This is a genomic window from Coprococcus phoceensis, assembly GCF_900104635.1.
GTDB lineage: Bacteria > Bacillota > Clostridia > Lachnospirales > Lachnospiraceae > Faecalimonas > Faecalimonas phoceensis.
Genome location: NZ_FNWC01000007.1, coordinates 2,537,000 through 2,560,967 on the forward strand (window position 1 = coordinate 2,537,000; position 23,968 = coordinate 2,560,967).

The following is a 23,968-nucleotide window of genomic DNA, read 5'->3' on the forward strand; positions in this document are numbered from 1 at the left end:
TCATATCGGATAAATCCTAATCAAACGCAAATAAATAGTAAAAAAAGAGTAAAGATTAAGAATGCAGACGGTAGCCGATTCCCCATACGGTATCAATATATTCCTCCTGCGTTACTGCTTTTATCTTTTTCCGGATATTGCTGATATGTACATCCAGTGTCTTTGTCTCTCCCATATAGTGTTCATCCCACGCATATTCAAAAATCTCTTCTTTGCTGAAGACCTGTTTCGGATGCTCCAGTAAAAGCTCCAGAATTGCAAATTCCTGCTTTGTAATTTTGGGAAGCAGCACTCCGGCAATCCGGACTTCAAAGCGCTCACGGTCCAGTTCCAGGTTTTTATATGACACGCTTTTATGTTCCGGCTCCTGCTGCATATGGCGGAGCTGAACCTGAATCCGGGCAAGCACCTCCTGTATCTCAAACGGTTTTGTAATGTAATCATCTGCCCCACTGGTAAGAAGCCCGATTTTTTCATCCAATCCGTCTTTGGCTGTCAGGACAATAACCGGCGTATTGCCCTGTTTCCGAATCTGGGCAAGCACCTCTTCTCCTGAAATTCCCGGAAGCATCAGATCCAATAGAATCAAAGAAAAGCCCGCCTTATCCATCTGGAACAGCATCCTCGCTTCCGTCCCGGAAAAAGCCTGTACCGTCTCATACCCTGCTTTCTGTAATGCCGTATATAAAAGATTATTGATATCCGTATCGTCTTCTACAATCAGAATTCTGTTTTTCTGCTCCATTTTTCTCATCCTTCCATTTTCCGATTTAAACAATATTATATTGCACTTTTATAACTATGTCCAAAATTCTTTTGATATTATCCTTCCACCTCGTCTACATATGCTATATATAGTTCTAATTCTTTTGACATATGCTATATCTTGTGTTAATATAATCTTGTATTTAAGTTTTTGTGCTGTCCCGTCATGGGAGTCTGGACCATTCATCCAGAAGCATATGCAGTTTAAGTTTGGAAAATCGTGTCATTATACTGCCGTTTTATACGGTGCTATAATGGCACTTTTTTTATTTTAATCTATTTTAACGCCCAAAGAGGCAGAAAGGAGAATTTTTATGTCAGCAATTTTAACAATTTTAGGGAGGGCCACAAGAGATCCTGAGATGCAGCAAGGAAAAAATTCCGGTACGGAATATGTTTCTCTGGACATTGCAGTTTCACAGCGAGGCCAGGATGGAAAGGAAGAAACCATTTACTATCAGTGCTATTTTAACAAGTTCCTTGCAGAACGCTTAGCAAAAGCAGGCGTAAAGAAAGGAACCGGGCTGATGATCTATGGTGATCTGGAGCTTCATCCGTTCATTTATCAGAAAGGAAAGAATGCGGGGCAGGCAAATGCCGGTCCGAGGATCAATGTCAAGGACTGGCACTTTGTACCATCCAACCGTTCTGACAGCAATACCGGACATCCGGGTGCAAACCAGAACAGCCAGCCGAATGGTGGTGCGGCAACGCCCGGTGCAGCCGGCAATGGCAGCTACCCAATGCAGGGAAATCCCAATGGCAGCTACCAGAATCAGGCAATGCCTGGCGGCTATCCACAGCAGGGAATGGCTCCTGCTAACGGTGCCTACACGCCTCCTGCAAATGGCGGACAGTATCAGGCTCCGCCAAACGGAACCGGTCAGCCACAGAGCAGCTACCCGCCGCAGGGCAGTTATACCGGAATGCCAAATTACGGAGGTATGCCGGGCAGTCAGCCAACTGACGGCTTTCAAAATGTGCCGGAACAGATGGCATCCCAGTTGCCCTATTAACTCTCAAGGAACCCTATGTTGAGGAATTGCATTTATCATCTTTGTGATGATGCAGTTCCTCTTTTTCATGTCCGGAAGCGGCGATTTCCCATCCAGCTTCCGGGCTTGTCTAAGAATCATGAATCAGAAAGGAATCAGCTCATGAAAAAATCAAATCGAAAAAAATTCTTACAGTTTGTCGTGCTTGTACTGTTTCTTGCAGCACTTTTCGTACCACAGGATGCCAACCGGCTTCTGATTGCAGGCATTGCCCTGATCGGTATCGGAGTCACGCTGTTCAGTTATCTTCTCCCGCTTTTCACGGAACGCCTGAAAAACAGGGAGTATAAGCTACGAAAACGCCCAGAAAGAACTCGTCATCTGGAAGGAACACCTGATCTGGAAACCATTCTCTGGAGACAGATCAAATTCCAGATTACCGGAAAGCTCAAGGAAGCCTTCCCGGATGCCACATGGGATTTTGTGAAAGAACCACCGCTCTCCCAGATACTGGATGGGGAACCATTACGGATTCGCACACGGAATACCGGAAGTTATAATTTTGCGGAAATTCTCATGGACGCCCGTGGCAGTCTGACGCTTCAGATGATGACCATTGAATCCTTACATAAAAAGGAACCGTCAGAAGGAAATCCGGATTCCAGACCAGCCGTTAATCCCAAATCATGGTATTCCCTGATTGGGAAACCGCTACTGATGGAATTGGTCGGTGACTTACAGGCAAGGGGCTATGAAAAGCTGTTTATCAACGAGCAGGGAGATGTCTATATTCTGAACGGCACTGAACCGGAAGTCCGGGGAAAGCTGGAACATTTCCCGCCCAAAGATTACTGGGGCGAATTGACGGAGATTTTTACTGAAGATGAATTGACCACAGAAGAGACCGAGCAGGCACTGGAACTGTCCTGGATCTCATAAGAAGGAGGAACGAATCATGGCAAATAACATCGTAGCAACCTGGGGGTTCAAACGCAAACTCCCGGAACCATTTGAGGATTATACGGACCATGCAATCTTTGATGACATTGCATCCAAATACTGTACTCAGCCACGGAAAAAATCCACGCTTCATGCAGCTACCCTGCGGGCAGTCCTTGCTTATCTGGAGCTGGAAAACCCGGTTGGCAGTACCCCGCCGGAAAAGCTTGGGGCGGTCGGTACCCAATCCAACAATTTTGTTGTGGCGGAATATCCGAGCAAAACCGGTGATCTTCAGGTGGTTGTCTACAACCAGCTAAACGGAAAGTTTTACGGAGGCTGCTATACTCCTCCGCCGGATGTGGAAAGCACACCGGAAAAATACGAATTTAAAGACTCCAAACAGTCCGGTGCGGCTCTGCTGTTCGCACTGATGCCGGTTTTTCTGGCAGATGAAGAGTGTAATGAAAAGTATCAGGAATTAAAAGCGCACCGGGACAACGGTTATCCCGATCTGGACGCCGCTGCGGAAACAGCAGCCGTTCTCTGCGACAACATTTACCGGAGAACCCGCTATGCATCAGGTCTCCCGACCGGTGGTGTTAAGATTGACCTTCCGGCAAACGGCGTATTGTCGCTGATCAAACCGTTAAATATCCAGAAGGGGGTCTATGCACCAACCGAAGTGCTCCATGGAGACTTTCAGGTGTTACGTCCAGGAAGTGGATTTAAGAAAGCACAGGCAGCCATTTCCAGAGATGATTTTGTTGGGAAATTTATCCTGACCGCATCCCGAAGGCTGTCTCCGGAAGAGGAGGTATCTGTTCCGACATTGGCAGAGTGGTACATCATCCCTCCGGAAATCAAACGGATCTGCGAACACGCAAAACTGACAACGGATACCACACAGCCGATGCGGAATTTTCTTTTACGGGGACCGGCAGGTACCGGAAAGACCGAAGGAGCCAAAGCCATTGCTTCCGCACTTCACCTTCCTTACCGCTGCATTACCTGTTCCGCAAATACAGAGGTATTCGACCTTTTAGGTCAGATTCTTCCGGATGTGGACGGAAAACGCACCCGGCTTCAGCGGCAGTACCCGTCTTTTCAGGAAATCCAGTTAGATCCCTCCGGTGCCTATCAGAAGCTGACCGGAAACTATGATGAAGAAATTTCTGCCGAGGACACCTACCAGAAGCTGATCGATACGATTTTTGATGAAATGCACAGCTATTATAAGGAACACACCTCCGGACAGAACTTCCAGTATGTGGATACGCCTCTAGTCGAAGCCATCCGCTATGGGTATATTCTTGAGATACAGGAGCCTACGGTCATTGCTAATCCCGGTGTACTGGTTGGACTTAACTCCCTTTTAGACCGCTGTAACAGCGTATATCTTCCAAACGGAGAAACCATCCACCGTCATCCGGATACGACCATCGTAATCACCACAAACAATGACTATGCAGGCTGTAAACAGATGAACCAGTCTGTCATTTCCCGAATGAACCTTGTGATTGATCTGGATGAACCGGATGAGGATACACAGGTAGAACGTGCCATGGCTGTTACCGGATGCAAGGATGCAAAAACGGTACGTCTGATGACACGCATTGTCAAATCCATGGCTGTCTACTGCCGGGAAAATCTCATTACAGATGGCTGCTGTGGCATGAGGGAGCTGATTTCCTGGGTGCAGTCCTACATGGTCTGCGGGGATATCCGGGAAGCGGCCCGTTACACGGTGCTTGCCTCTGCCTCTGCCGATGCTGAGAACCGTACGGAAGTGGAAGAAAGCTGTCTGGATACTGTGCTTGCTGCGTAGGACACGCCTATGAGAAAAGCAGCACTCACAGAAGCCCAGATCCGAAAGCATCTGGCAGATAATCTGTCTTATCTCCGGCAAGCCAAAACACCGAAGTTATCACAAAAGGCAGTTGCCAGAATCTTAAATCTTCCCCCGAAAACCATTATGAATTATGAAAATGCAAACTCCTCCCCGATGGCTTATGCCGTCCTTCGCCTTGCTGTGTATTACGGCTGCACGATGGAGGAACTGCTGACAAAAAATCTAAGAAAAGAAAGGAAGAATATCACGTGAATCACAGCCAAAGAAATTTAAAGAAACTAATCCGGGCAAAAGAGGATTCCATTGCGGATGAGGAGTTATTCCTCTCCGCTGCCTATCAGAAGTACCAGACCTCCCTTGCCAGAGCCGTTACCGGACGTTACCGGTATGGACTGCAGGTACTGCTGGACTGGGACATTTCCGAACAGGCAGGCGTTGCATATACCGACAATTATAAGGTACATCTCAACGCAGCGAACCCGATCACCCAGTCTTTCCCCACCCGTTTCTTACGTTCCCAGAGCCTGACAGGGCTCACCGGGCATGAAGTGGGGCACTTACTCTATTCTGATTTCACAGCCCACGCTGTTCATCTGAGGAGTCTGGAAAACGGTTCCTTCTATCCGAAGGAGCCGGAGCTATCCCTTCCAGCTTATCAGACAGCACTGGAGGAGATCAAAGAAGTGTTAGAAGAAAAGGACAAAGCCGGATGCCTGACACTGGCACGATGCGCCGCAACTTTTCAAAACATTCTGGAAGACATCCATATTGAAGACCGTATGTGTGAGGAATTCCACGGCACCTTCCGACAGGGGATTGAACTCAATAACCTGCGTATGTCCGAACAGATTCCTTCCATACAGGAACAAATTGACAAAGAATACCAGCCATTTTCCATCATTGCCAACCTGATCCTTTCCTATTGCCGGACCGGAAACATCAACAATCCCACCGGCTATCAGGGGGATTATCTGGATACCATTTCCGATTGTACCGATCTTCTGGATACGGCAATGGAATCGGAAAAAGGCACTGACCGGATGCTGGTTTCCAATGCGCTCTTAGCCCTGACCTGGAACTATATCCAGCCGCTCATCGAAAAAACACGGGAGGAATTGGAAATGCATGGCGAGGATTCCGCTGCCGATGCTCTGGAAGATCTTCTAGGGGATGAAGTCAGCAGCGGCGCTCCTCTTCCGACCGGAAAAAGCGGTGCCATTCCAAAGAATATCAAACCAGCTTCCCCAAAAGGAAGCGGGAATGATGAGGGCAATGCTCCTTCCGGTCCACGTACCAAAGAGGATGCTATAGAGGAAGCCAAACAGGTGCTTTCGGAAGAAGGCGGGCGCATCGCTCTTACAAAGACCAATACCATTCTGGATGAAAACAACCCCGGCGTCACTTATGTCAGTCAGTATCAGGGCAGCGGCTATGAGCATGCTGCAGAGGATCTGTTCCGGATCTTGAACGATGTGGCTGCAGAAAAGGTGCAGGAAGACTGTCAGACGGAACTGACCGAGGAACTGCAGAAAACAGCCAATGATATTCATTACGGCAATGCCCATGCAGGCATCCATGTTACCATCCATCGCCTGACCAGTGTTTCCGATTACCTGAAGAATGAATACCAGACAGTTGCTCCCCCGCTCCTGCGGGCTTCCAAAAAGCTGCAAAGCACCATCCTGCCGCTTTTGAAAGAAGAACAGCAAGGCGGAAAGCAGAAGAATCTCCTGTTTGGAAAACGTCTGGACTCCCATGCTCTCTATAAGACAGACGGAACCATCTTTACCAGAACCAGACTTCCAGGAGAGGAAAAACGTCTGGCTGTTGCCCTCCTGATTGACGAGAGTGGTTCGATGGGTTGGGGTGACCGGATGACACATGCAAGAAAGACTGCCATTGTCCTTTATGATTTCTGTAAAAGCCTCGGTATCCCTATCACCATTTACGGGCATTCCACGGATGCAGGCGGCGTTGCTCTTTACTCCTATGCAGAATTTGATTCTGTGGACAATGAGGACTGTTACCGGCTGATGGATATGTGCGACCGCAACGGGAACCGGGACGGCGCAGCTCTCCGCTTCGTAGCAGAGCATTTGTGCACACGCCCGGAGCTTCAGAAGCTGCTGATCCTGATTTCTGACGGTCAGCCAGCCGATTACGGCTACAGCGGAACGGAAGCAGAGGCAGATCTGCGGGGCATCAAGAAAGAATACGAAAAACGGGATGTCATCCTGTTTGCGGCTGCCATTGGTGACGATAAGGAAAATATCCGCAGGATTTACAAGGACGGATTCCTGGATATCACGAAACTGGAAGAGCTTCCAAAGAATATGGCACAGCTTGTCAAACAGCATCTCAAATAAAGGAAGGTGAATACTCATGAATGAAACTTATCAAAACCGGATTACCGACCAGATCTGCAAGATCCAGAATGACCGGGCACTCATTGCCTTTTATGACCGGCTCCGCTACGCACCACTCGGCAACTATGCACAGCTACATGCCAAAGGGGAATATCAGGAAAACGGGCATAAAGTACATTCTTTAATCTGCATCACCATTCAGGATTATTCCAACGGTACCGGAGACCGGAATATCATCACCCGTTTCAACCTGGCACCGGAACAGATCCAGTTCCTCTTAACCCGGATCACTTCCGGTTTTCAGGAATTTGAATGGAGCCAGAGCAAGATCTACGGCAATCCCGATCAGAACGGTTATTCCACAGCCCAGATGTTTTATATCTCCAGACATCCCTATGATTCCAAAGGGCAGCCTATGAAAAGCCCATGGAAAATCCAGATTGTAAATGGGAAAGGCATCAAAGCACAGAATAAGAACGGTGGTTCCTACATGCAGCCACGCAGCTTCCAGTCCGAAAAGACGACAGCCATCCAGCTTACCGACATGGATCTGTTCACGCTTCTGAAGCGGACGGATTCCTATATTTCCAACTGGGAAACGGTGATTGCTGCATCACTGATCAATAACGGAAAACGGATGCTGGCAGACCAGCAGAACAGTCAAATGCAACAGACAGCACAGGCTCCGCCTTACGCTGCCTAAATTTTCAGAAGAGAAGCGGTACTTTACTGCTTCTCCTCTTTTTAAGAAAGGAGACTTTAGTTATGAATATTGCACTCATCCGGACCATGGACTCTCAGGGGCGTATCGTCATCCCTGCAGAAATCCGGAAACAAATGAAGCTCTCAGACGGAGATGCACTGGAACTGGAAAATGTGGGAATGGAGCTGCTTTTACGCAAATGCCCTACCCACTTAAACGGAAAAGAGGAAATGGCTTCCTATCTTTCCGTCCTCTACAGTGTCATCCACTGTGGTATCGCAATTTGCAGTGAGGCTCACATACTCGTATCTGCGGGCATCTATCTTCCGGAAGGCACTCCCGTTACAGAAGAACTCGCCGAATTGGTTGCGGACGGCCAGGAACTGATCTCTGCTGAGAACTGCCCTGTCTACCCGGTATCCAACACCCGTCAACCGGTTTGTGCTTTTTTCCCGATTTTAAGGGAAGACAGAGAGCCGCTGGCACTTCTTCTCTGTTCCAGAACCGGACAGCATTTATCCGAGATGGAATTGGGATGCGCTAAACTGGTCGCTGCCGTAATTGCAAACAAAATTAAGTAAGGAAAGGAGCGTGAAATCAATGAAGAATACAAATATAACCTTACACACCACCCAAAAGAAAGAATATGTCCTCACCGGAATCCTGTCCCTGCCCCTCCATCTGGGAGAACGGGCGTGGATCTATAGTTATAACCAGACCTTTGCTACCAGTCCGGTGCAGAGTATTCTGGAAGTATCCGAAAACGGTGTGGTATTTGAGACCTGCAACAGTATTTACCGTCTCAGCTACACCCGTGTTCCGATGGAGCTGGAGGCGATGTGTGCTTGACAAGAATGGAAGAACTGGAGAGCTGCCTTTCGGGGCTCCTCTCCACCTTAAAGAAGAACCGGGAACATGTGCCTCTGGAAGTGCTGAAGACACAGTATAAGCAGCCGTATGAAGAACTGGTCAGAAACATCAACCTGACCGCTTCTGCCTATGCAAAATCTGTGCTGCTCCACCGGCTGGTCCTGAATCCGGATGCAGATGTGGAGGAACAATGTACCGTCATCAACCAGATGATACAAACTTCCGGGATGCTGAAGAAAATCAGCTCCTGCATGTCCAAAACCTATGATGTAGGACAGATATATCCTCTGATACTGGAACTACGCCATATGGTCGAACAGGCACTCTGGCCCTATGTGAATCAGGCAACTTGTCTGGTCGCAGATCTGGATGATATAGAAAAAGAACCGACAATTTACAATTTTTTGACACATGAAGTTTATGAAAATGATACCTGGATTCACCGAGAAATCGACCTGCGCTGGAAACTACTGGTACATCTTACTCCCGAACAAAGAGAATCCGTACCACCAGCCAATCATAGTATGAATGGAGGAATTTACCATGAAAGAACAACCATCTAATCCTTGCGAGAAAGTCTCATTTATTTTGACCTATGACCAGCTTGAAGCTGCTTATAACATCTACCGGGAACAATTTATTTCCTGCGACTTCATCCGCCGCTCCATGGAACGTCTGGAGGAAAGAATCGGACTCTGCAACCTTCCATATGAAACGCTGCGTGATGATCCAAGCCTTCTTCATGAAGCATACCTGCAGTTTCTCCGACTGGAAGACTGCAATGTGGCTTATAACGACACGCTGGAGCAGGTAATTGATGCAATCGAACAATGGCTTGCCTCTGGCACCTTATCCCCTGTAAACCTTACGGTTTCCAACCAGAATATGGGTGAAACTTTTGGAACGGAGGTGGATGTGTAATGGCAAATATCTGCTGTGATGATGTGATCTTTTATACAGAAGGAAATCCGGAAGGACTATATGACTTGTGGGAGGACCTGGAAACCTACATCATTCTGAACCAGAATCCTGATTTATGCTGGATTGGCAATTTATTTTCCCACAAGAAAATAGATTCCACCGGAATATCTCTTCGTGGAAATGTCAGCTACATGGAATGGAATGATACGTATATTCTACTTTCTTTAGAGACAGCATGGACTCCACTTTATGAAGCATATCAGGCGATAGCCGCTGCATATCATGTTCCCTTTGTGATGCAAAGCATAGAACCTGGAGAACGAATTTATTATAACACGGATGAAGCACACCTATTTTTCCCTGACCGATATTGTGTCCGCTTATATGAAGAAAGCCTATTGACTCCATGTGGCTTAATAATCGGAGAAAAGCTGGAAGACGGTGAACCATTTGAAACGGAAACAGACGTATTAGAACGATTCAGAGATTGCGGATATCCAGCAGCTACACTAAAAGAGTTGGAGCTCATGTTCGATGCGGATGAACTTATTATTTTTGAATTTACAAATCCATATTTGGATCTGGAGCAGAAAAATGCTTGTGCATGAAACTTCTCCCCTCCACACCAAAGACGATTATCATCAGATTTAAAGGAGGAACACCATGACTGATTTGGAACTGGATGTCTGGGATGCATGGCTCAGGGAACGTCAGGAACATCTGGAAGAAACCCTGTCCAATATCTCACCATCGGAAGAACCCTGCAGATATTACCTGCTAACCGGATATATTCAGGGAATGCTAGAAGCTCTTACCATGCTTACGACTGTTGAGGATGGGAAACGCTTCAAGATCAAACTGGAGCAATTTCGCCAGAATCTGCTCCTCTCTGGAGATTACGATGCTACCGGTAACTATAAACAGGCAGTGAAGAAAACTGCTGTTTAAATACTTCGAGCCGCCCAATCGGACGGCTCTTTTTATGCCCGAAAACGGTAGCCTACACCACGTATCGTTTCTATGTAGTGCGGTTCTTCCGGATTTTCTTCTATTTTCTTTCTCAGATTCTTGACTAACCCATAGACACGGTTATCCACTTCTGACTCCACATCCTCATAAATATGCTGGTAAATCTGTTCTTTTGTAAATACCCGATTGGGGGATAAGGCCAGATAAAAAAGCAGGTCATATTCATGTCTGGTAAGTTCCACAACCTTACCATCTTTGATTACGCTCCGCTGAAGCTGGTCTATTTCCAAACCTTGGAATGTCAACTTTTCAGAATTTGTAATCTCCATAACTTCTAACGTACTTTCGCAGGCTAGAACTGATTTAATTTTATTCAGGATTCCCTCTTCGGAATCAGAAATGGTAAGAATCATCACTTTCCCATAACATCACCTGCTTTTCTTAGCATTTAGCTTTCACTCCTCATTAACAATGTTTATCGATTGGTTACATAGATATATGCATCTTCCAAAGTTACGTCACAAGCTATACATCCACTTTCTGACGGCATATTCTCCCCTAACAGTCTTAATCTAATTCCTTCCTCCGTATACTGCTTACTGGAAATATGATATTTTCTTTCTAATTCTCTTGCAAGGCTTTCGTCCTCTGTACAGCATTCCCATACATGCCCTCTTGCCTTATTCAATAATTCCCTCATTGTTCCTGTATAAAGGAATCTACCTTTTTTCATAACCGCAAGCTGATTACAGGTTGCCATCAGATCCTCCACCACATGCGTTGAAAATAATACGGTGCGTTCTTCTGCAAAATCTACCAGTAAATTACGGATACGGATGCGTTCCTCCGGATCGAGCCCTGTTGTTGGTTCATCCACAATTAAAAAATCCGGCTCATGGAGTAATGCCTGCACTAATCCAACTCTTCGCTTCATTCCACCTGAAAGCTGCCGCATTTTCTTTTTCTGATGGTCTGCAAGACTGGTCTTCTCCAGATAGTAATCAATCCTTTTCTTGCTTTCTCTTTTCTCAATTCCAGCCAGATCTCCCATATACTCCAGACATTCTCGAACAGTCAAAGACGGATACAGATCAATTTCCTGTGGCAGATACCCAATCTTTTTCTGTATCTTTTCGTAATTTGCTTCGCAATATAGCGTACCATCTAACAGAACTTTTCCACTTGTGGGTGCAAGCACCGTTGTAAGCACCCGCATCAACGTTGTTTTTCCTGCACCATTTTCACCTAACAGACCAAATATCCCATGTGGGATTTCCAGATCCACATGATCTACCGCTGTCACTCCATTTTTAAATGTTACTGTTAAATCGTCTATTCTTATACTCATAATCTTACCCTCTCTTCTTTAATATCTTAGGAACAAATGCAAGCATCATCCCCGCAAATACCACGCACAGCACCTTCCCGCCAAGCCATCTCCACTCTGTCAGCTTACCGAAATCACAAGTTCCGTAGGAAAATGGTCCCCAGTTTTTCAAAAACTGAGTTGCCTTTCCGGAAATAGAGAAAAACCAGAAAAGCAGCACGACACCCATACCAATCCATCTGTTTCGAACCAGATTGCTGACAGTTACGGAAAGCACACTCCAAAACAAAACAGTTCCGGGAATCGCAATACAATAAATTCCAAACAAGGCACCGCCATCTAATTCTTCTGTCAGATTCACCGGTTTCTGCCAATAAAAGAGTCCATATGCCAACAAACTGATTCCAATCAGATAAGCTACCTGCACAAATAGTCTTTTATAAACTACCCCTGCCTGCTTTTTTAGATTATAAAGGCAGAATACTTCCGAGCGTTTGCTCTGCACTTCTACCAGATAAGTATCTGCACAGAAAACGACTGCCAGAAGCGAAACAGCTCTTTCTACTGCCTGCCCGATTTCATTCGCATATACAACAGGCTGGATTGCACTCAATATCACAACAAAAGCGATTGAATATGCAATTTTATAATATGGCATACATATTTTTACTTCTTTCTTCAATATACTCTCCTCCTTTTCCACATCCACACCGCTATAAACATGAGCAGTATGGATGCTGCCACAAGAAGCAGTTGATTGAGATATACCTGATGTGGCAATTCCGTTTCAAAAAAATTCCCCGGAAATCGAACCATAATAGAGAATGGTCTTGCATGACACTGTCCTTTGCTATCCCATGTCAGCATATTAGAATAAATGATATAAAGAACCAGCGCCGGAACCGCTGGAAGCGGATTCTTAAACAGCAGCGCTGTAACCGCATACACACAGCAGATCATCAGGATGTTCGGCAGGACATACAGGATCGAATTCTGAACAAAATCCAGTATGTTCATAGCAAATCCTGATTTTACTGCCGTGGCGTAACACAAAATGATAAATACGATATTCATAATGACCAGTGCCGCCGTCATAATGAGAAATCCACTGCTTATTTTCCCGGCAATATATTGAAAAGCCGTCATCGGTTTGGTGTGCAGCAATTCATAAGTATTTTTCCTCATATCCTGGAAAAATAAAAACGCCAGCAGAACTGTTGCAAAGAATGCCATATGCAGGCTTGCAAAATCTGTAAATTTTCTTCCGAAATAATAGGAGAATGGATGTTTCTCAAGATTTTCTCTGATATACCGGTTGACTTCCTCCGGGCTTCCCTGATACCATGAAACGTCCTCATACACATAATTGGCACCATTAAAGTGGTATTCCGTTTTCAGATACTGACACGCCTCCGTAATCTTCATCTGTTTCATCTCAGATATCACTGCCTCCGCCTCTACTTCCGACATGCCAAACCCATTCTCTGTGTCCTGAAGTATCTTTACAATCTCTTTCTCCCACAGTTCTCTCTCCTTATCCGGTGTTGCCGGAATACATCCCTCCATAACATCCCCATCGGAGGCCATTTTTACCTTCCTGAAGGTTTCATCCGACTTCACGTAATGAATGGACAGATAGGGTGCAAGTGTCTGGTACATACTGATTAAAACAACAATCAAACCGATCCAGAATATCGGATTTTTAAGATAATTTTTCAGATTCCTTTTTATGATTGCTTTCATAAGTCATCCCGCCTTTCTTTTTTCTACAAACAGCATAGCCTACAAATCACAACAAAAAAACAACAGCCATTTATTTCTGCTGTTGTTCTTCTAATACATAATTTTTAAACACTGCCTCAACTTCCGCACCGCCATCTGCTACATTTTTTATCAGCAGTTTCCCACCATGCCGTTCGCAGTAGATACGGCTGATATACATACCCATTCCAAAATGCTTTAAGTCATCCTGTGGATTCTCATGATAAAACGCCTGTGTCACCCTGTCGATATTTTCCTGAAATCCAATTCCGTCATCCCTGATACTCATTTTCAGATATTGGGGTGTCACTGTCAGCTTCAGCCTAACTTCCTGATTGGCATAGCGGAATGCGTTAGCCAACAGATTATCCGCTACTTCCATGATGATTTCCTCATCCGCAGTCAGTATTTCAGATTCTCTCACTGTCGTCACTGTAAAATTCTTTTCTGATTTTTCCACCACGACTTCTGCCAGAGCTTCTATCTGGTTTATCAACTGCCGGATATCTACCACGGAACAGTTTAATTCCCGTTCTTCCAATTTCGTCATCTTCCTCATACTATCAATAAAATGGTTCATCCGTTCAATCTGAAGCATACCGCCCCTTAACATCTCCATCATTTTCTCTTGATCAAGCATATCTTCCGGAACAAATTCCAAAAGCATTTCCTGATATCCCCGCATGATTGCAAGCGGCGAGCGGATATCATGGGCAATCGCTGCACGCAGTACCCGCTCATCTTCGATCATCTGCCAAAGTCTACGGTTATTTTCTTCCAACTGCCCACGCATCCTTTCAAATTCCCTGCACAGCATCCCCATCTCGTCCTCGTTCTCATAAGCCATATGAAAATCCAGATCTTCCTCCGCAATCATCTGTGATGCCATCTTCAGTTCCTGAATCGGTCTCTTTAATTTATTTTTGTAAAACAGGCTGACCGCAATTCCACATCCGGCAAAAGAAAAAAGCAATACTCCGTACGTCCGAAGGAAATCACAGGTTTCTGAAATATGCCAGTCCATTCTGCTCATTTTACTCTGATTCGGTCTCGGTACCACTACCTCAAAATTTTCATTGCGGTCATTCATTGCCTGATAATACTCGTCCTGATCCACGTACTTCCACCAGACCTCCTCCTGTATCTGCCCGGCAATCTCAATAATTGACACAGAAAGAAAAAAAGTGACAATCAAGCTGAGTATCGTATATAAAACCATTGTCTTTTTCAAGGATAAATTTCTTATCTTTTCCATCGATACCCCATCCCCCATACTGTCTCAATGTATTCTGTCTGCGTATATTCCGCCAGTTTCTTTCTCACTCTCCGGATCAGTTCCGTAACAACACGGCTGTCACCTTCCGCATCATAACCACACACCTTTTCGTATATCCGCTCCCTGTCAAAAACCTGTCCTGGATTCATGGACAAAAACTCAATGATTGCATATTCCAGCTTCGTAAGCTCCAAATCATTTTCACCGATCTGAACCCTCTTTGCTCCATAATCAATACTGAGGTCTCCGTGGAATCTGTATTCAGACTTCCCTTTATGACGCTCCTCACGCTTCAAATGTGCAATAATACGAGCATCCAGTTCTTTCAGACTAAACGGCTTCAGTATATAGTCATCCCCACCGGATAAAAGCCCGTTTACCCTGTCCTGCTCCTCCACTTTTGCCGTCAGGAAGATAATGGGACAAGTTACTTTGCCCCGGATACGTCTGCATACTTCTAATCCGTCTATTTTAGGCATATTGATGTCCAGCAAGATAATATCCGGTTTCTTATGGATTTTTTCCAAAGCATCTGTGCCATCTTCTGCCATCATTACATCATATCGTTTGATTTCAAAATAGTTCTTTAACATCTTTAATAATTCGATGTCATCATCCACGATCAAAATTCTATATGCCACTTTTATCACCTCGTTTTATCAGTATACAACGAAAAAAACAATAAATAAACAACAAGAGAAACACTTCGAGCCGCCCATTGCCGGACGGCTCCTTTTATGCCCGAAAGCGATAACCAACACCACGTATCGTTTCTATGTAGTGCGGTGTTTCCGGATTTTCTTCTATTTTCTTTCTCAAGTTCTTAATCAGACCGTAAATTCGGTTATTCACTTCTGACTCCGCTTCCTCATAGATATGCTGATAGATCTGTTCTTTCGTGAATACCCGATTAGGAGATAAAGCAACCACAGCGATTTGCTTCAAAAGTCTCTTTCGCCTGGTATACCGTTTATAACTTCTCATGTTTATCACCTTCAATCTGCTTTCAAATTTAATAATCTATATTTTATGACAATTCAGCATATAGAAAAGTTAGTTATTCGTGAAAATTATTTTTAAATTTAGAACTTGCATAACCACTACGATGTAAAAACAGTTTAGAGGCATTTATGACAGAGATTGATTTTATCTGGTTTTCGACTTTCTCCACGAAAGTGGCAAAAAATACCTGGCTACGAATTCCTTCGCTTAGGGCAAATCTGAAATCCTGAACGCTTTTATTCCTGTAGCCGACAAATTTGTCATCAACATAAGGCAAAAGCTTCATTGAGGAATCTATTTCATTTGACATATACTACATCTAGTGTTATACTATTCTTATATCAATTATTTGTGTCAATCCGGAAAGGATTTATCACACGCAGTTTAGGTTTGAAACGTAGTCAGGAGTTTTCCTATGCCCAACAAGCAGCAGGGACTTCTGGCTTTTTTTATTTTGCAGGAAACTGCATCTATTTTGAGAATGAACATAAGCGTCATTCTCTTTTTTTATGCCTGAACGCAGGGAAAGGAGGATTACGGAAACAAATGATTCCGGAACTGGCACGCCACAAAAGAAAGGAGACTCTATGTCAGTCAAAAGAATTAAGAATCTTGTAAAACAACTCAATGAATACCGTCATGCCTACTACAATCAGGATGCCCCTCTGGTATCTGATGCCGAGTATGACCGACTCTTTGACGAACTGAAGGAACTGGAGGAACAGACTGGTTTCATCCTGTCAAATTCTCCGACACAGACGGTTGGATATTATCCGGTCAGTGAACTTGCCAAAGTCACCCATCCGATTCCACTGCTCTCGCTTGAGAAAACAAAACTGATTTCAGAGCTTTTAGATTTCATGAAAGGACAGGAAGTTCTCTTTATGCTGAAACTGGACGGTTTGACTACCAAACTCATTTACGAAGATGGCAGACTGATTCAGGCTTCTACCCGTGGAGATGGTGAAGTGGGGGAAGATATTACACACAATATCCCGGCATTTTTAAATGTACCGCTTACCATTCCACACAAAGAACGTCTGGTCATTACCGGTGAGTCTTTTATACCAACCAATGATTTTGAACGTCTGAAAGATACTCTGCGTGATGGAAATGGAAAACCTTATAAAAACGGACGTAATTTTGCTTCCGGATCAGTACGAAGTCTTGATCCGAAGAACTGTATCGGACGTTGTGTTCGCTTTCTTCCGTTCAATGTATTAGAAGGAATGGAGGATGTTCCCTTCCCGGACAGCAGAGCCTGCAAATTAGAAGGTTTAACACACCTGGGCTTTGGTTACTGCCCGTTTTTCTCAATTTCAGGAACCGGACTTTCAAAAGAATATGCGGAGAAATTCATTCAGGAATTGGTATCCACAGCAGCAAATTTACATCTTCCTATCGATGGCATTGTCATGATTTTTGACAGTCTCAGCTACTCCAAAAGCTGCGGAAAAACCGGACACCACTATAAGGACGGCCTCGCCTATAAGTTTGAGGATGATACCTACGAAACTTTCTTGCGTGAAATTGAATGGACACCGACCAGATTCGGAGAGATTGCTCCGGTCGGCATCTTCGATACCGTGGAGATTGACGGCTGTGATGTTTCCAGAGCTTCCCTTCATAATCTGACCTTTATCAAAAATCTGGAGCTTGTACCCGGATGCCGGATTCTTGTTTCCAAACGAAACATGATCATCCCACATATAGAGGATAATCTGGATCGTGGAAGGTATACCGACATCACGCCTCCGGTCTGCCCTTGCTGTGGTTCCAAAACCAGAACCTACAGCCGTAAGACCAGCGACGGTCGCACCGTAGAAACTCTGCATTGTGATAATCCGCAGTGCGACAGCCAGATCACAAGAAGGTTTGTCCATTTTGCCAGCAAGAAGGCAATGAACATCGAAGGACTGTCAGAAGCCACTTTAGAAAAATTCCTGAATCTGGGCTATCTGCACTCTTTTCAGGACATCTATCATCTGGAGGAACACCGGGAAGATATTGTGGCACTGGACGGATATGGTGAGAAATCTTTCGACCGCTTGTGGGAATCCATCAACGCCAGCCGGAGGACCAGCTTTGTCCGCTATCTGGTTTCCATGGATATTCCTATGATCGGCAGAACCAAAAGCCGGATTCTGGACACCGTATTTTCCGGAAATTTAACTGCATTTGAACAGGCGGCTGTCGGAGATTACGACTTCACTCAGTTAGAGGATTTTGGCGAAATCTTAAATCACAACATCCATTCCTGGTTTGCAGATGAAGCAAATCTTGATTTATGGAAAAACTTACAGAACGAATTCACATTTGAACAAAGAAAGGAAGAGACCATTATGACAAAAGAAAACAAATTTACAGGATGTACCATCGTAGCAACAGGGAAACTGGAGCATTTTACCAGAGACGGTATCAACGATAAGATTCTGGAGCTTGGTGCCAAACCTGGCAGCTCTGTAACAAAGAAAACCGATTACCTGATCTGCGGGGAAAAAGCCGGCAGCAAACTGGCAAAAGCCCAGAGCCTTGGTATTCCAATTCTTACAGAAGCTGAATTTTTGGAGATGATTGCATAACCATCTCTGCAATAGATGAGAATTATTTTGAGGTGTGGCTGAAAGGCCGCACCTCTTTTACAAAGGAGGAATTTATAATGAATCAAACAAATACAAGCAAGCGCATACCTACACAGATCAATGAATTTCGGGGAGATTATGCTTTTCTAAGCAATTTCTATCCGGCACCGGTCTCTTACATGGGACAAACCTATGCAAATAATGAAGCTGCTTTTCAAGCGCAGAAAACACTCTCTGCGAGAGAGCAACGCAAATTCTGTATTTTTCGGATGCATAATCCTTCTGATGCAAAGAAACTCGGCAGAGATCTTACATTACGCCCGGACTGGGAAAAAGTGAAAGTCCGGCTCATGTATGAAATCTGCATGTGCAAATTCATGCAGAACCCGGAACTCCGGGATAAACTTCTTGCAACCGGAGAGTCCACACTTATTGAAGGAAACAACTGGGGTGACTATTTCTGGGGCAAAGTCAATAACTGCGGAGAAAACCAGTTAGGAATCATCCTGATGGATGTACGTGCGAAGCTGCAGTGGAATGCAGAAACAGCGCCCAATAATATACCTCAATGTCTGCAATAAAGGAAAGGATGGTCTAATAGAATGAATGAAAATGCAAAAACAAAATTAGTGCTTGAGTATACTGGCATGGATGATTTTTCCTGTCCGGTATATAAGGACCAATTCGGAAAGTTGTGGAAGGATATTGACCTTGGCAAAGAGCCTGAACCGAATCTTTATTCTTTATCTTTTAACCATATTGATGGAGAACCTTCCCATCCCATACAGCAGGAGTACACATTTCATCCGGCTCCGTATCAAAGAAGTTCCTATGAATTCGAGTACCGGATGTTAAGTAAATTACAGTCTGACTGTGAATACTATCTGGGCTACGGAAATCGCAGTCCGTCTATCCTATGCAATCATAGCGTTCAAAACCATATTGCCCGTATGAAAGAATTATGGAATGGTTTTCCCACAGATCAGAAACCGGAATGGCTGACCTGGGAACAGCTTCTTCAGTACGAAAAAGTAATGACAGAAACCGGAATACCCGTGAAGAACTGCTCAGACTAGACAATTCATCATTTATCAGAAATTACCCTCTATATTATCCATTCATATTTTGATATAATAGGAACAGTTGAAAGAAAGGAGCATTTCCCATGTATCTGAAAAGAAAAGTTTACGATCAGCTTCTGGATTGGAAAAACGATACCGTCCACAGCACCTTGGAAGTGAATGGTGCCAGACAGGTCGGAAAAACATATATTATCAATAAATTTGCGGATGAGAACTTCAGGCACAAGATCTACATTAACCTGTTTGATTTGTCCGGCAAACAATTTATGGAATGTTACAAAAAAGCCACAGACTGGACTCCCGGTACAAAACGACCGGAGCAGCCGCTTCACGATGCTTTTAAACTCTTCGATCCGGATTTTGAAGATACCAACGATACAGTCATCATTATTGATGAAATTCAGGAATCCTCAGAGATATTCAACCGTATCCGAGAATTTACCCGCTATTTTCAAGCGCATTTCATTGTAACTGGAAGTTATCTGGGACGTGTACTGGAACCAGAATTCAAATTCTCCAGTGGAGATATTACCAGTATCCGTATTTATACCCTTTCCTTTAAAGAGTTTTTGGAAGCATTGGATGACCAGCTTTTTCAGAAGTATCTATCACTTCCACTGGATCATGCAGATGACACCGTACCGGAACTATATGACGAATTAAAGAATGTTTACGACATCTATAGACAGATTGGCGGCTATCCAAAGGTTGTGGAAACATACCTTAACACAAAAGACGTGGAAGCAGCTCAAAAAGAGCTTGTTAGAATCATCCGCATTTTCTTAAACGAATCTATGCGGTACTTTGATGACATCACAGATATTAGTGTTTTTACCAACATCTTTTTAAGCATCTGCCGTATTCTGCTTCGTGAAAAGAAAGGATTAGATGAGGACAGTATAAGTGAAGAACTGCAAAAGCTCGTTACAAAGAATTACTCCAGTAATCTTTCTAAAGCAACCTGCTATCGTGCTATCAACTGGCTTTACCATTCTGGAATCATCGGTTTCTGTGGCAAAATCACAGAACTGGACATCTTGAATTTCAAACCGGGAAGCCGCTGCTTCTTCATGGATCTTGGAGTTGCATATTATTATCTCTCCAGAACTGGTGCTACTGTATCAACTATGGATGGCTCATTGAACGAAAACTATGTTTACATTAACTTGTCCAAACGCCAGGAATTCCCGGAAGAAATTATCTTTGAGACACCGGCTTTTGCTACTTATAAAGGTGGTGAAATTGATTTTGTAGCTCAGACATTGAAAACTCACATCCGCTATCTGATTGAAGTTAAAGCCGGTAAGGGAACTGCATCTACTGCCTTGAAGGCATTGGAACAGGGGAAGGCCAATAAACTACTATATCTGAAAGGTGATACCAAAGGCGGAACCGTTGGAAACGTACAAACACTTCCTATCTATCTGCTAGAACAATATCATTTTTAATCAAAGAAAGAATACTTCGAGCCGCCCATCCGGACGGCTCTTTTCATCTATATTCTTGTATATTTATTTTACTAACAGCGCATCATTCTTTGAAAGAAGATATATACAGTATTGATTCATACTGATGCCTTCTTTTTTTGAGTGTTCCGCCAGATCCCGGTGTAAGCTGCGTGGCATCCTTATTTTAAACTGTCCCGAATACTCTTCCAGGCTTCCCGGTTCGTGAATCTCAATCCCTTCTTCCAGTGCAGCTTCTAACCATGCTTTTTTTGCATCCGCTGCATTTTCAACTGCCCTTTCTATCGTCTCTCCACAGGTGATGCATCCCGGCAGTTCCGGATAAGAAACCACAAATCCACCTTCATCCTTATCTTCCACAATTTCCATGCGATAGGACATTGCCAAATAATCATTCAGTGTCTTCATCGTTTTTCGCCTCACTTTCTACAATCTGCTTTACCATTTCAACATAAATTTTCTTGATTGGTTCGTGTTTCGGTATTGTTATCGGCTGGCATCCCGCTTTACGGAATGTATAATGGCTGCTCCCACTTCTCGGAGCATTTATCTCATATCCATAACTTTCTAATACTTTTCTTAGTTCATCAAAACGAAGGTCTTTCGATAATGAGCAAATTCTTGTCAATAGTTTATCCCATTTCGACATCTTTAATGCCTCCTATCTATAGTATATGTGGTGTCATATGTGGTGTCAATCTGTTTTTCATCTTTCTTGGTCAAATAAGGCTGCAGCTCTTTCTTAGCAGCCGTCACAAATTCTTCTTTTCTCGAACTTACCATATAAATCTTCCAGAGCATCAGATTCAGCTTTTCCGCATCCACTGCTTTGCATTTCTTTTTAATCATGCGGATAAACGGATAGATTACCGTATCCGATAACTTGTTCCCAGCAATCAACATCGTTCCATCCGTTCCATATACCTCATACAGACATTCCAAAATACTCCCCAAATCTGTCACCAATCGGAATGCCGGCTTTTCATATTTCTTTTTAGCTTCCATCATATGCTCCTCCTACATTCGAACCGTCAGTCCACTGAGACTCGTCTTAGGAAGCCCTACCAGATACCAGTCTTCATCCATTTCAATCCGAACCGGAATCCATGCATCCTTTACCTTCACATCAAAACATTCTCCGCAATGAAGACCTCCATAATAAGATTCAATCCCAAACCGGATATCAAATCTTCCCATTGATGGATCATAAATTAAAGTACCTATTCTCTTTTCACTCATATTTCTTTCCTCCTGAAATTCTTTGGTCTATATAAGTAATAGGACTTTAATTTGCAGAATTTGAAAGTTCCGGGTATTTTTCATAAAAAGTTTTTCGATAGCGATAAAAAGTTGAGTGCGTCATTCCCAAATTTTTACGAAGCTGTGTAGGTGTCGTTTCTCCAGAAACTACGCTTTGAAAGTTCTCATCAAAAGTTTCCTGCTTCATCACACTTGGTCTTCCATAATCATCCCATTCGCCCCGCAATTTCTTCGCTTCTATCCCTTCCCGCTGTCGCTTCTCCTTTTTCTCCAGCTCTGCCTGCGCCATAGAAGCATAAAGCTCCAGCATCATGTTATTGATTGTTTCCAGCATCATCCTTGCCATCGCATTATCCATCACAGATAAATCCATAAGCGTAGTCGGCAGTTCCAGAACCATAAGCCGCACTCCCATGTTCTTAATCCGCTGGATCTGTTGCATGGTGTCATACTTGTTTCTTCCCAGTCTGTCCAATTCTGTAACAATCAAAATATCTCCCGGCCGCAGGACATCCTCCACTAAAACGGTATATCTCGGACGATTAAAATTCTTCCCTGTCTCCTGATCCGTAAAAATATTCGTAAGTGCCATCTCATGCTCGTTACAGTACCGCTCAATTTCCTGTATGCCACGGTCAAGATGCTGCTCCTTTGTACTGGTACGGTGATATCCATATATCTGCATCCACATTTCTCCTTTCCATGTCCCAAAATATCCACACTTTTATTGGTATATTTCAAAACTGTGTGTGTAACCTTTTTGAAATATAATCCCTCTTTCCGGAACGTACTTCTAAAATGTATACATTTTGGGATATGTTTCTTTTCTATTTCTGTACGTACCAGAGCCGAAAAGTGCAACAAATATGACAAAAAACTCCCAGAGGATGTTACTCCCCTGAGAGTGGTTGAAACTTATAGCCCACACCTCGGACGGTGCGGATGTAATTCCAGTTCCGTGAATCTACTTTTAACTTTTTACGAAGCTGGCTAATGCAGCACATAACCGCATTAGCACAGTCAATCGGTTCTTCCTTCCAGACATTACGATAAATCTCCTCGTGAGAGAATACCCAGCCAGGATGTTCTGTTAGATATTTTAGTACCGTAAATTCTTTCAGACTCAATTCAATCTTTTGATCATTCATAAAAACAGTATGACAGCGAATATCTATCTGTAGGTTTTTGTCTTTGTAATGCAATTTACTTTCCTCCTAATCTGTTTCACCTTATCACAGCTAATCTAAAATGCTATTATTAGACTGCCAAAACTCAAATTCAAAACCAGAGCAATGCTTTACCTGCAAATAGTCTGGTAATAGACCAGTAGAATCGCAATAGCTGCAAGAGCCAGAAACGGCAAACACATAATTACCGGGGCAGAGTGAAGTGATAAATAAGAACCACTGATTTTTTAGCATTTCAGCCGGATATACAAGCCATCCCCATAGATTGGTGACCGTTACTGTTAAAATTACAGCACTGCCTATATATGTGGCAGCTCCTTTCCGGGTAAAGTTAAAGTCGCAGACCTTTACGACCTACGGCTTAATAGTACGAAAAGACATTAACTTTTCTGTAAAAGAATTTGATGTACTTTATATGCTATATTCTAATCCAGGGATGGCTTTTACTAAACAACAGATTTATGAAGCAGTTTGGCATGAAAAAGCAAATGGTTATTTCCACGCCGTGGAAAACACTATTTTTCAAATACGCAAGAAGATAAAAAAGTATTCCAGCGACAAGAATTACATAAAAACAGTAGTTGGATATGGGTATAAATTTGAAGTTTAATCTGCAGGATATAAGGAGCACCGGGTTTGAGGGAG

Annotated in this window: 32 protein-coding genes; 17 read left to right on the top strand and 15 right to left on the bottom strand. The window is 43.8% G+C overall.

The window, feature by feature from the left end; genetic code table 11:
• Positions 1–55: 55 nt before the first annotated feature.
• The gene (locus tag BQ5364_RS15635; protein WP_005333481.1) at positions 56–754 is read right to left on the bottom strand and encodes a response regulator transcription factor; all 699 of its coding nucleotides are present in this window, start codon (positions 752–754) and stop codon (positions 56–58) included.
• Between the two features lie 325 nt (positions 755–1,079).
• Here BQ5364_RS15635 and BQ5364_RS15640 point away from each other — a divergent pair, with 325 nt between their 5' ends.
• From BQ5364_RS15640 to BQ5364_RS15695, 12 genes are all read left to right on the top strand, one after another.
• Complete coding sequence (locus BQ5364_RS15640; RefSeq protein ID WP_005333477.1) at positions 1,080–1,781, top strand: single-stranded DNA-binding protein; 702 nt, start codon at positions 1,080–1,082, stop codon at positions 1,779–1,781.
• A 141-nt stretch (positions 1,782–1,922) separates the two neighbouring features.
• On the top strand, positions 1,923–2,699 hold the full coding sequence (locus tag BQ5364_RS15645) for a hypothetical protein (protein ID WP_071144622.1): 777 nt from the start codon (positions 1,923–1,925) through the stop codon (positions 2,697–2,699).
• 16 nt (positions 2,700–2,715) lie between these two features.
• The gene (locus BQ5364_RS15650; RefSeq protein ID WP_005333473.1) at positions 2,716–4,527 is read left to right on the top strand and encodes an AAA family ATPase; all 1,812 of its coding nucleotides are present in this window, start codon (positions 2,716–2,718) and stop codon (positions 4,525–4,527) included.
• A 9-nt stretch (positions 4,528–4,536) separates the two neighbouring features.
• Positions 4,537–4,803, top strand: a complete 267-nt coding sequence (locus BQ5364_RS15655) for a helix-turn-helix domain-containing protein (protein ID WP_005333471.1) — start codon at positions 4,537–4,539, stop codon at positions 4,801–4,803.
• Positions 4,800–6,917, top strand: coding sequence for a vWA domain-containing protein (locus tag BQ5364_RS15660; protein ID WP_005333469.1), 2,118 nt, complete (start codon positions 4,800–4,802; stop codon positions 6,915–6,917). Before BQ5364_RS15655 ends, BQ5364_RS15660 begins: the two co-directional genes overlap by 4 nt.
• Positions 6,918–6,933: 16 nt before the next feature.
• The gene (locus BQ5364_RS15665; RefSeq protein ID WP_005333468.1) at positions 6,934–7,620 is read left to right on the top strand and encodes a hypothetical protein; all 687 of its coding nucleotides are present in this window, start codon (positions 6,934–6,936) and stop codon (positions 7,618–7,620) included.
• Positions 7,621–7,682: 62 nt separating this feature from the next.
• Positions 7,683–8,201, top strand: coding sequence for an AbrB/MazE/SpoVT family DNA-binding domain-containing protein (locus BQ5364_RS15670; protein WP_005333466.1), 519 nt, complete (start codon positions 7,683–7,685; stop codon positions 8,199–8,201).
• 19 nt (positions 8,202–8,220) lie between these two features.
• Positions 8,221–8,469, top strand: coding sequence for a hypothetical protein (locus BQ5364_RS15675; protein WP_005333464.1), 249 nt, complete (start codon positions 8,221–8,223; stop codon positions 8,467–8,469).
• Positions 8,460–9,053 carry a hypothetical protein gene (locus BQ5364_RS15680; RefSeq protein ID WP_235837186.1) on the top strand — a complete coding sequence of 198 codons (594 nt, stop codon included), beginning with the start codon at positions 8,460–8,462 and terminating at the stop codon, positions 9,051–9,053. Before BQ5364_RS15675 ends, BQ5364_RS15680 begins: the two co-directional genes overlap by 10 nt.
• Complete coding sequence (locus tag BQ5364_RS15685) at positions 9,034–9,411, top strand: hypothetical protein (protein WP_005333460.1); 378 nt, start codon at positions 9,034–9,036, stop codon at positions 9,409–9,411. The genes BQ5364_RS15680 and BQ5364_RS15685 overlap by 20 nt, the downstream gene beginning before the upstream one ends.
• A complete protein-coding gene (locus tag BQ5364_RS15690; protein ID WP_005333458.1) occupies positions 9,411–10,019 on the top strand; it encodes a hypothetical protein in 609 nt (202 codons plus the stop codon). The genes BQ5364_RS15685 and BQ5364_RS15690 overlap by 1 nt, the downstream gene beginning before the upstream one ends.
• A 55-nt stretch (positions 10,020–10,074) precedes the next feature.
• On the top strand, positions 10,075–10,359 hold the full coding sequence (locus BQ5364_RS15695) for a hypothetical protein (RefSeq protein WP_005333456.1): 285 nt from the start codon (positions 10,075–10,077) through the stop codon (positions 10,357–10,359).
• Between the two features lie 32 nt (positions 10,360–10,391).
• Here BQ5364_RS15695 and BQ5364_RS15700 read toward each other — a convergent pair whose 3' ends face one another.
• The 8 genes from BQ5364_RS15700 to BQ5364_RS15735 form a co-directional block, all read right to left on the bottom strand.
• The gene (locus tag BQ5364_RS15700; protein ID WP_005333454.1) at positions 10,392–10,793 is read right to left on the bottom strand and encodes a winged helix-turn-helix domain-containing protein; all 402 of its coding nucleotides are present in this window, start codon (positions 10,791–10,793) and stop codon (positions 10,392–10,394) included.
• A 62-nt stretch (positions 10,794–10,855) separates the two neighbouring features.
• Positions 10,856–11,728, bottom strand: a complete 873-nt coding sequence (locus BQ5364_RS15705; RefSeq protein WP_005333452.1) for an ABC transporter ATP-binding protein — start codon at positions 11,726–11,728, stop codon at positions 10,856–10,858.
• 4 nt (positions 11,729–11,732) lie between these two features.
• Entirely contained in the window at positions 11,733–12,389 is a 657-nt protein-coding gene (locus BQ5364_RS15710) for a hypothetical protein (RefSeq protein WP_022415113.1), read from the bottom strand.
• Positions 12,386–13,450, bottom strand: coding sequence for an ABC transporter permease (locus BQ5364_RS15715; protein WP_005333443.1), 1,065 nt, complete (start codon positions 13,448–13,450; stop codon positions 12,386–12,388). Before BQ5364_RS15715 ends, BQ5364_RS15710 begins: the two co-directional genes overlap by 4 nt.
• A gap of 70 nt (positions 13,451–13,520) precedes the next feature.
• Positions 13,521–14,723 carry a HAMP domain-containing sensor histidine kinase gene (locus tag BQ5364_RS15720; protein ID WP_005333442.1) on the bottom strand — a complete coding sequence of 401 codons (1,203 nt, stop codon included), beginning with the start codon at positions 14,721–14,723 and terminating at the stop codon, positions 13,521–13,523.
• Complete coding sequence (locus BQ5364_RS15725) at positions 14,711–15,385, bottom strand: response regulator transcription factor (RefSeq protein ID WP_023921570.1); 675 nt, start codon at positions 15,383–15,385, stop codon at positions 14,711–14,713. Before BQ5364_RS15725 ends, BQ5364_RS15720 begins: the two co-directional genes overlap by 13 nt.
• Before the next feature lie 94 nt (positions 15,386–15,479).
• Complete coding sequence (locus BQ5364_RS15730; protein ID WP_005333437.1) at positions 15,480–15,728, bottom strand: winged helix-turn-helix domain-containing protein; 249 nt, start codon at positions 15,726–15,728, stop codon at positions 15,480–15,482.
• A gap of 73 nt (positions 15,729–15,801) precedes the next feature.
• Positions 15,802–16,056, bottom strand: coding sequence for a hypothetical protein (locus BQ5364_RS15735; RefSeq protein ID WP_005333435.1), 255 nt, complete (start codon positions 16,054–16,056; stop codon positions 15,802–15,804).
• Between the two features lie 277 nt (positions 16,057–16,333).
• On the opposite strand from BQ5364_RS15735, the gene ligA reads away from it, so the two are divergent.
• From ligA to BQ5364_RS15760, 4 genes are all read left to right on the top strand, one after another.
• A complete protein-coding gene (gene ligA / locus BQ5364_RS15745) occupies positions 16,334–18,328 on the top strand; it encodes an NAD-dependent DNA ligase LigA (RefSeq protein WP_040015507.1) in 1,995 nt (664 codons plus the stop codon).
• A gap of 77 nt (positions 18,329–18,405) precedes the next feature.
• A complete protein-coding gene (locus tag BQ5364_RS15750) occupies positions 18,406–18,909 on the top strand; it encodes a riboflavin biosynthesis intermediates N-glycosidase (RefSeq protein ID WP_023921566.1) in 504 nt (167 codons plus the stop codon).
• Between the two features lie 21 nt (positions 18,910–18,930).
• Positions 18,931–19,404, top strand: coding sequence for an LPD11 domain-containing protein (locus BQ5364_RS15755; protein ID WP_005333427.1), 474 nt, complete (start codon positions 18,931–18,933; stop codon positions 19,402–19,404).
• Positions 19,405–19,493: 89 nt separating this feature from the next.
• Positions 19,494–20,858 (top strand): ATP-binding protein, encoded by a 1,365-nt coding sequence (locus tag BQ5364_RS15760; RefSeq protein ID WP_005333425.1) that lies wholly within the window; start codon positions 19,494–19,496, stop codon positions 20,856–20,858.
• Positions 20,859–20,921: 63 nt separating this feature from the next.
• Here the strand turns inward: BQ5364_RS15760 and BQ5364_RS15765 are convergent, their stop codons facing one another.
• The 6 genes from BQ5364_RS15765 to BQ5364_RS15790 all read right to left on the bottom strand — a co-directional run bounded on the left by BQ5364_RS15765 (position 20,922) and on the right by BQ5364_RS15790 (position 23,338).
• Positions 20,922–21,284 carry a type II toxin-antitoxin system HicB family antitoxin gene (locus BQ5364_RS15765; protein WP_005333424.1) on the bottom strand — a complete coding sequence of 121 codons (363 nt, stop codon included), beginning with the start codon at positions 21,282–21,284 and terminating at the stop codon, positions 20,922–20,924.
• On the bottom strand, positions 21,268–21,525 hold the full coding sequence (locus BQ5364_RS15770) for a type II toxin-antitoxin system HicA family toxin (protein WP_005333422.1): 258 nt from the start codon (positions 21,523–21,525) through the stop codon (positions 21,268–21,270). Before BQ5364_RS15770 ends, BQ5364_RS15765 begins: the two co-directional genes overlap by 17 nt.
• Positions 21,526–21,527: 2 nt before the next feature.
• Positions 21,528–21,884 carry a hypothetical protein gene (locus BQ5364_RS15775; RefSeq protein ID WP_005333420.1) on the bottom strand — a complete coding sequence of 119 codons (357 nt, stop codon included), beginning with the start codon at positions 21,882–21,884 and terminating at the stop codon, positions 21,528–21,530.
• Between the two features lie 9 nt (positions 21,885–21,893).
• Positions 21,894–22,115, bottom strand: coding sequence for a DUF5348 domain-containing protein (locus tag BQ5364_RS15780; RefSeq protein ID WP_005333419.1), 222 nt, complete (start codon positions 22,113–22,115; stop codon positions 21,894–21,896).
• A gap of 46 nt (positions 22,116–22,161) precedes the next feature.
• Positions 22,162–22,821: a recombinase family protein gene (locus BQ5364_RS15785; protein ID WP_040015506.1), complete on the bottom strand. Its 660-nt coding sequence runs from the start codon at positions 22,819–22,821 to the stop codon at positions 22,162–22,164.
• Positions 22,822–23,026: 205 nt separating this feature from the next.
• Positions 23,027–23,338, bottom strand: coding sequence for a winged helix-turn-helix domain-containing protein (locus BQ5364_RS15790; protein WP_023921561.1), 312 nt, complete (start codon positions 23,336–23,338; stop codon positions 23,027–23,029).
• Positions 23,339–23,591: 253 nt separating this feature from the next.
• Between BQ5364_RS15790 and BQ5364_RS15795 the strand changes: the two genes are divergently transcribed.
• Complete coding sequence (locus BQ5364_RS15795) at positions 23,592–23,933, top strand: winged helix-turn-helix domain-containing protein (protein ID WP_005333412.1); 342 nt, start codon at positions 23,592–23,594, stop codon at positions 23,931–23,933.
• Positions 23,934–23,968 lie beyond the last annotated feature (35 nt).